Annotated in this window: 12 protein-coding genes; all 12 read left to right on the top strand. The window is 55.7% G+C overall.

The window, feature by feature from the left end; all coding sequences use genetic code 11:
- Positions 1-32: 32 nt before the first annotated feature.
- Entirely contained in the window at positions 33-347 is a 315-nt protein-coding gene (rplX, locus tag ACIPOO_RS27595) for a 50S ribosomal protein L24 (protein WP_002555478.1), read from the top strand.
- A gap of 22 nt (positions 348-369) precedes the next feature.
- The gene (gene rplE, locus ACIPOO_RS27590) at positions 370-909 is read left to right on the top strand and encodes a 50S ribosomal protein L5 (protein WP_400611222.1); all 540 of its coding nucleotides are present in this window, start codon (positions 370-372) and stop codon (positions 907-909) included.
- A 13-nt stretch (positions 910-922) separates the two neighbouring features.
- Positions 923-1,228: a 30S ribosomal protein S14 gene (rpsN, locus tag ACIPOO_RS27585; RefSeq protein WP_003228726.1), complete on the top strand. Its 306-nt coding sequence runs from the start codon at positions 923-925 to the stop codon at positions 1,226-1,228.
- Between the two features lie 213 nt (positions 1,229-1,441).
- Positions 1,442-1,834 (top strand): 30S ribosomal protein S8, encoded by a 393-nt coding sequence (gene rpsH, locus ACIPOO_RS27580; protein WP_020290698.1) that lies wholly within the window; start codon positions 1,442-1,444, stop codon positions 1,832-1,834.
- Between the two features lie 12 nt (positions 1,835-1,846).
- Positions 1,847-2,380, top strand: coding sequence for a 50S ribosomal protein L6 (rplF, locus tag ACIPOO_RS27575; RefSeq protein WP_274134922.1), 534 nt, complete (start codon positions 1,847-1,849; stop codon positions 2,378-2,380).
- 10 nt (positions 2,381-2,390) lie between these two features.
- Positions 2,391-2,741 carry a 50S ribosomal protein L18 gene (gene rplR / locus ACIPOO_RS27570; protein ID WP_037017727.1) on the top strand — a complete coding sequence of 117 codons (351 nt, stop codon included), beginning with the start codon at positions 2,391-2,393 and terminating at the stop codon, positions 2,739-2,741.
- A 3-nt stretch (positions 2,742-2,744) separates the two neighbouring features.
- Entirely contained in the window at positions 2,745-3,245 is a 501-nt protein-coding gene (gene rpsE / locus ACIPOO_RS27565) for a 30S ribosomal protein S5 (protein ID WP_274134920.1), read from the top strand.
- A 2-nt stretch (positions 3,246-3,247) separates the two neighbouring features.
- The gene (gene rpmD / locus ACIPOO_RS27560) at positions 3,248-3,424 is read left to right on the top strand and encodes a 50S ribosomal protein L30 (RefSeq protein ID WP_093468886.1); all 177 of its coding nucleotides are present in this window, start codon (positions 3,248-3,250) and stop codon (positions 3,422-3,424) included.
- 3 nt (positions 3,425-3,427) lie between these two features.
- The gene (gene rplO, locus ACIPOO_RS27555) at positions 3,428-3,859 is read left to right on the top strand and encodes a 50S ribosomal protein L15 (RefSeq protein WP_037017733.1); all 432 of its coding nucleotides are present in this window, start codon (positions 3,428-3,430) and stop codon (positions 3,857-3,859) included.
- Positions 3,860-5,191 carry a preprotein translocase subunit SecY gene (gene secY, locus ACIPOO_RS27550; RefSeq protein WP_062384496.1) on the top strand — a complete coding sequence of 444 codons (1,332 nt, stop codon included), beginning with the start codon at positions 3,860-3,862 and terminating at the stop codon, positions 5,189-5,191.
- A 28-nt stretch (positions 5,192-5,219) separates the two neighbouring features.
- Complete coding sequence (gene rpmJ / locus ACIPOO_RS27545) at positions 5,220-5,336, top strand: 50S ribosomal protein L36 (protein WP_002555468.1); 117 nt, start codon at positions 5,220-5,222, stop codon at positions 5,334-5,336.
- Between the two features lie 130 nt (positions 5,337-5,466).
- A partial coding sequence (gene rpsM, locus ACIPOO_RS27540) for a 30S ribosomal protein S13 (RefSeq protein WP_400611217.1) occupies positions 5,467-5,763 on the top strand: 297 nt, incomplete at its 3' end.

Below are 5,763 nucleotides of genomic sequence, written 5' to 3'. Positions count from 1 at the left end.
CTCGCCCCAGAAGTGCTGTAAGGAGATCCGACATGCAAAAGATTCGTCGTGACGACGAGATCATCGTGATCGCCGGCAAAGACAAAGGCAAGCGCGGTAAGGTGCTCAAGGTTCTCGCTGACGACCGTCTGGTCGTTGGTGGGATCAACCTGGTGAAGCGTCATACCAAGCCTAACCCGATGTCGGGCGTACAGGGCGGTATCGTCGAGAAAGAAGCGCCACTGCACGCTTCTAACGTCGCCATTTTCAACGGCGCAACCAACAAGGCTGACCGCGTTGGTTTCAAAGTTGAAGACGGCAAAAAAATTCGTGTCTTCAAGTCGACCCAAAAAGCGGTTGATGCTTGAACACTGCTAGGTAGATGAGACCATGGCACGACTGAAAGAGATTTACTGGAAAGAAATCGCACCCAAGCTTAAGGAAGAACTTAAGCTTGAGAACGTGATGGAAGTTCCACGCGTTACCAAGATCACCCTGAACATGGGTCTGGGCGAAGCGATCGGCGACAAGAAAGTCATCGAGCACGCTGTTGCTGACCTGGAAAAGATCACCGGCCAGAAAGTCGTTGTGACCTACGCTCGCAAATCCATCGCAGGCTTCAAAGTCCGCGAAGGTTGGCCGATCGGCGTCAAAGTGACCCTGCGCCGGGAGCGTATGTACGAGGTCCTGGATCGTCTGATGTCGATCTCCCGGCCTCGGGTTCGCGACTTCCGCGGCCTGAATGCCAAGTCCTTCGATGGTCGTGGCAACTACAGCATGGGCGTGAAAGAGCAGATCATCTTCCCGGAGATCGACTACGACAAGATCGATGCCCTGCGCGGTCTGGACATTACCCTGACCACCACTGCTCGTACGGACGAAGAAGGTCGCGCACTGCTGCGTGCTTTCAAGTTCCCGTTCCGCAACTGATTGGAGTAGGACCATGGCCAAGAAGAGCATGAAAAACCGTGAGCTGAAGCGTCAGCTCACCGTTGCCAAGTACGCCACCAAGCGTGCAGCACTGAAAGCAATCATCGTCGACCTGAACGCAAGTCCAGAAGCGCGTTGGGAAGCGACAGTTGCCCTGCAGAAGCAACCACGTGACGCAAGCGCATCGCGCATGCGTAACCGTTGCCGCCTGACTGGTCGTCCGCACGGTGTTTACCGCAAGTTCGGCCTGGGCCGTAACAAGCTGCGTGAAGCCGCCATGCGTGGTGACGTACCAGGTCTGGTTAAAGCCAGCTGGTAAGCCGCACTTCTCGCGCAACGCCGTTCGGGATCTCCGGAACCCGACCGGCGTAACGCCTGAATCTGAATCAAGCCCCTTTTGGGGCTTGATTCGTTTGTGGCGTACGTCTAGAATTGCCGGCTCGCCAGAGCCCGTGTTTTCACGTGGCCGGAATTTCCAGGCGAACGTTGTAGCCGAAAGGCTCATTTTATTTGTATCAGGAGCGTCTAGCCCATGAGTATGCAGGACCCGTTAGCGGACATGCTAACTCGTATCCGTAATGCCCAGATGGCCGAAAAGCCCGTCGTAAGCATGCCATCCTCCACTTTGAAGGTGGCTGTAGCCAAAGTCCTGAAGGACGAAGGTTACATCGCGGGTTACCAGATCAGCAGCGAAACCAAACCGTTGCTCTCTATCGAGCTGAAGTACTTCGAAGGCCGTCCGGTTATCGAAGAAGTGAAGCGCGTCAGCCGTCCAGGCCTGCGCCAGTACAAGTCCGTCGATGATCTGCCAAAAGTTCGTGGCGGTCTCGGTGTGTCTATCGTCTCCACCAACAAAGGTGTGATGACGGATCGTGCTGCGCGCGCTGCCGGTGTCGGCGGCGAAGTGCTTTGCACAGTGTTCTAAGGGGGGATAAGCATGTCACGCGTAGCTAAGAACCCCGTTAAGTTGCCCGCAGGCGTTGAAGTCAAGATCGCCGGTCAGCAACTTTCGGTAAAGGGTACCAAGGGTACTCTGGACCTGAACGTTCACTCGTCCGTTGAAGTAGTCCAGGAAGCTGGCGAGCTGCGTTTCGCCGCCCGCAATGGCGACCAGCAGACTCGTGCAATGGCCGGTACCACTCGTGCTTTGGTCAACAACATGGTCCAGGGCGTAAGCCAAGGCTTCGAGCGCAAGCTCCAGCTGGTCGGTGTTGGTTACAAGGCGCAGGCAAAGGGTCAGATTCTGAACCTGGCACTCGGCTTCTCGCACCCAGTGGATTACGAACTGCCGGAAGGCGTCACCGCTGAGACTCCAAACCAGACCGATATCCTGATCAAGGGCATCGACAAGCAGCTGGTTGGTCAAGTGGCCGCGGAAATCCGCGACTTCCGTCGTCCAGAGCCGTACAAAGGCAAAGGCGTGCGTTACGCGGACGAAGTTGTCCGTCGTAAAGAAGCCAAGAAGAAGTAGGGCATAGCAAATGACCGTCAAAAAAGTTACCCGACTGCGTCGCGCTCGCAAAGCACGCCTGAAAATGCACGAACTCGAAGTCGTGCGTCTCTGCGTGTACCGCTCTTCGCAGCACATCTACGCCCAGGTCATTTCGGCCGACGGCAGCAAAGTCCTGGCAAATGCCTCGACTTTGGACAAGGAACTGCGTGATGGTGCCACCGGCAACATCGACGCGGCCACTAAAGTTGGCCAGCTGATCGCTGAGCGTGCGAAAGCCGCCGGTGTATCTCAAGTGGCTTTTGATCGTTCCGGCTTCAAGTACCACGGTCGCGTCAAGGCGCTGGCTGATGCTGCTCGTGAAGGCGGGCTGGAGTTCTAAGTTATGGCAAATAACGACCAAAAACGCGACGAAGGCTACATCGAGAAGCTGGTCCAGGTTAATCGCGTAGCAAAAACCGTAAAAGGCGGCCGTATCTTCACTTTCACCGCGTTGACCGTGGTTGGTGATGGTAAAGGGCGTGTTGGCTTTGGCCGTGGCAAGTCGCGTGAAGTGCCTGCTGCGATCCAGAAGGCGATGGAAGCTGCTCGCCGCAACATGATCCAGGTTGATCTGAACGGCACCACCCTGCAGTACGCCATGAAGTCCGCCCACGGCGCTTCGAAGGTTTACATGCAGCCTGCTTCCGAAGGTACCGGCATCATCGCCGGCGGCGCAATGCGTGCTGTCCTGGAAGTAGCCGGCGTTCAGAACGTCCTGGCCAAGTGCTACGGTTCGACCAACCCGGTCAACGTTGTTCACGCAACGTTCAAGGGTCTGAAGTCGATGCAATCGCCTGAGTCCATCGCTGCCAAGCGCGGCCTGAACGTTCAGGAGATCATCTGATCATGGCAACCGTTAAAGTCACTTTGATCAAAAGCATGACCGGCCGTATCCCTAACCACAAACTGTGCGTTAAGGGTCTGGGTCTGCGTCGCATCGGTCACACTGTAGAAGTCGCTGACACCCCGGAAAACCGTGGGATGATCAACAAGGCTTACTACATGCTGCGCGTCGAGGGTTAATCGATGAAACTCAATGATCTGAGTCCAGCGCCGGGTTCCCGTCGCGAGAAGCATCGTCCGGGTCGTGGTATCGGTAGTGGTTTGGGCAAGACCGGTGGCCGCGGCCACAAAGGTCAGACCTCCCGCTCCGGTGGCACCATCGCTCCGGGCTTCGAAGGCGGCCAACAGCCGTTGCATCGTCGTCTGCCAAAGTTCGGCTTCGTCTCTTTGAAGGCTATGGATCGTGCAGAAGTTCGCACCTCCGAGCTGGCTAAAGTTGAAGGCGTCGTAACTGTGCAGTCCCTGAAGGATGCCAACGTGATCAACCAAAACGTACAGCGCGTGAAAATCATGCTGTCCGGTGAGGTTACTCGCGCAGTCACCCTTAAAGGTATCGCAGCCACCAAAGGTGCGCGTGCGGCTATCGAAGCAGCTGGCGGCAAGTTCGAGGAATAAATGGCTAAGCAAGGTGCTCTCTCAGCGCTCAGCAAAAGTGGCGGGTTGTCCGAGCTCTGGGCTCGTCTGCGTTTTCTGTTCCTGGCGATTATCGTCTACCGGATCGGCGCGCATATCCCAGTTCCAGGTATCAACCCCGATCGGCTGGCGGACCTGTTTCGACAGAATGAGGGGACCATTCTTAGCTTGTTCAACATGTTTTCCGGTGGTGCGCTGGAGCGCATGAGCATTTTTGCACTGGGGATCATGCCGTACATCTCGGCATCGATCATCATGCAGCTCATGACCGCTGTCAGCCCACAGCTGGAGCAGTTGAAGAAGGAAGGTGAGGCTGGTCGTCGCAAGATCAGCCAATACACCCGCTATGGCACCGTCGTCCTGGCTCTGGTTCAAGCTATTGGCATGTCCATTGGCCTGGCCGGTCAGGGCGTTGCTTTCTCTGCAGATATCGGCTTCCACTTCGTGGCGGTCACCACCTTCGTGGCTGGTGCGCTGTTCATGATGTGGCTGGGCGAGCAGATCACAGAGCGCGGTGTAGGTAACGGTATCTCGATGTTGATTTTTTCGGGTATCGTCGCCGGTCTTCCGAGAGCGATCGGACAGTCTTTCGAGTCTGCACGTCAGGGCGATATCAACATCTTCGCTCTGGTCGCCATCGGTTTGCTGGCAGTAGCGATCATCGGTTTCGTGGTGTTCATTGAGCGTGGTCAGCGTCGTATCGCCGTTCACTACGCCAAGCGTCAGCAAGGCCGCAAGGTCTTCGCTGCGCAGACCAGCCACCTGCCGCTGAAAGTGAACATGGCTGGTGTTATTCCGGCCATTTTTGCGAGCAGCATCTTGCTGTTCCCGGCTTCGTTGGGTGCCTGGTTCGGTCAGTCTGAAGGTATGGGCTGGCTGCAGGACATCTCGCAGTCGATCGCTCCTGGTCAGCCGTTGAATATTCTGCTGTTTAGTGCAGGGATTATTTTCTTCTGCTTCTTCTATACGGCGTTGATGTTCAATCCGAAAGACGTAGCGGAAAACCTGAAGAAGTCCGGTGCCTTTATTCCGGGTATCCGTCCTGGTGAGCAGTCTGCACGCTATATTGATGGCGTTTTGACTCGTCTGACCATGTTCGGTGCTCTTTATATGATGGCCGTGTGCCTGCTGCCCCAGTTCCTGGTGGTGGCTGCAAACGTGCCGTTCTACCTTGGCGGGACCTCGTTGCTGATCGTGGTCGTGGTTGTGATGGACTTCATGTCCCAAGTGCAATCTCACCTCGTTTCGCACCAGTATGAATCCCTGATGAAGAAAGCCAACCTGAAGGGCTACGGCAGCGGCATGCTGCGCTGAAGCACCCATAAGGTTCGAGGAGTTGGTGATGAAAGTTCGTGCATCGGTGAAAAAGCTGTGCCGTAACTGCAAGATTATTCGCCGCGAAGGTGTTGTTCGAGTAATTTGCAGCGCGGAACCACGTCACAAGCAGCGCCAAGGCTGAGTGTGATCTGTGCTAAAGCCCAGCAGCTAGTGCGCTGCTGGGTTGATTATTTGTTATTACAGCGATATTATCTCGCGCCCTATTTCTTGGCTTCCGGGGCGTAGGTAGCTGTCAATTGGAGTCCCACTGAATGGCCCGTATTGCAGGCGTTAACATTCCAGATAACAAGCATACTGTTATCTCGCTGACCTACATCTATGGTGTTGGTCGCACGACTGCACAGAAAATCTGTGCTACCACCGGGGTTAACCCGGCGGCAAAGATCAAAGATCTGAGCGATGAGCAGATTGAATCGCTGCGTGGCGAAGTCGCGAAGTTCACCACTGAAGGTGACCTGCGTCGCGAAATCAACATGAAAATCAAGCGCTTGATGGACCTCGGTTGCTACCGCGGTCTGCGTCATCGTCGCGGTCTTCCAGTACGCGGT

The organism is Pseudomonas sp. NPDC090201, assembly GCF_044746825.1.
Lineage (GTDB): Bacteria > Pseudomonadota > Gammaproteobacteria > Pseudomonadales > Pseudomonadaceae > Aquipseudomonas > Aquipseudomonas putida_AD.
The sequence above is the reverse complement of the archived record's forward strand: the minus strand, read 5'-3'. Positions and strand labels throughout refer to the sequence as shown.

Coding starts and splice junctions, on each gene's coding strand:
- rplX (WP_002555478.1), top strand. CDS start 33: ATGCAAAAGATTCGTCGTGACGACGAGATCATCGTGATCGCCGGCAAA.
- rplE (WP_400611222.1), top strand. CDS start 370: ATGGCACGACTGAAAGAGATTTACTGGAAAGAAATCGCACCCAAGCTT.
- rpsN (WP_003228726.1), top strand. CDS start 923: ATGGCCAAGAAGAGCATGAAAAACCGTGAGCTGAAGCGTCAGCTCACC.
- rpsH (WP_020290698.1), top strand. CDS start 1,442: ATGAGTATGCAGGACCCGTTAGCGGACATGCTAACTCGTATCCGTAAT.
- rplF (WP_274134922.1), top strand. CDS start 1,847: ATGTCACGCGTAGCTAAGAACCCCGTTAAGTTGCCCGCAGGCGTTGAA.
- rplR (WP_037017727.1), top strand. CDS start 2,391: ATGACCGTCAAAAAAGTTACCCGACTGCGTCGCGCTCGCAAAGCACGC.
- rpsE (WP_274134920.1), top strand. CDS start 2,745: ATGGCAAATAACGACCAAAAACGCGACGAAGGCTACATCGAGAAGCTG.
- rpmD (WP_093468886.1), top strand. CDS start 3,248: ATGGCAACCGTTAAAGTCACTTTGATCAAAAGCATGACCGGCCGTATC.
- rplO (WP_037017733.1), top strand. CDS start 3,428: ATGAAACTCAATGATCTGAGTCCAGCGCCGGGTTCCCGTCGCGAGAAG.
- secY (WP_062384496.1), top strand. CDS start 3,860: ATGGCTAAGCAAGGTGCTCTCTCAGCGCTCAGCAAAAGTGGCGGGTTG.
- rpmJ (WP_002555468.1), top strand. CDS start 5,220: ATGAAAGTTCGTGCATCGGTGAAAAAGCTGTGCCGTAACTGCAAGATT.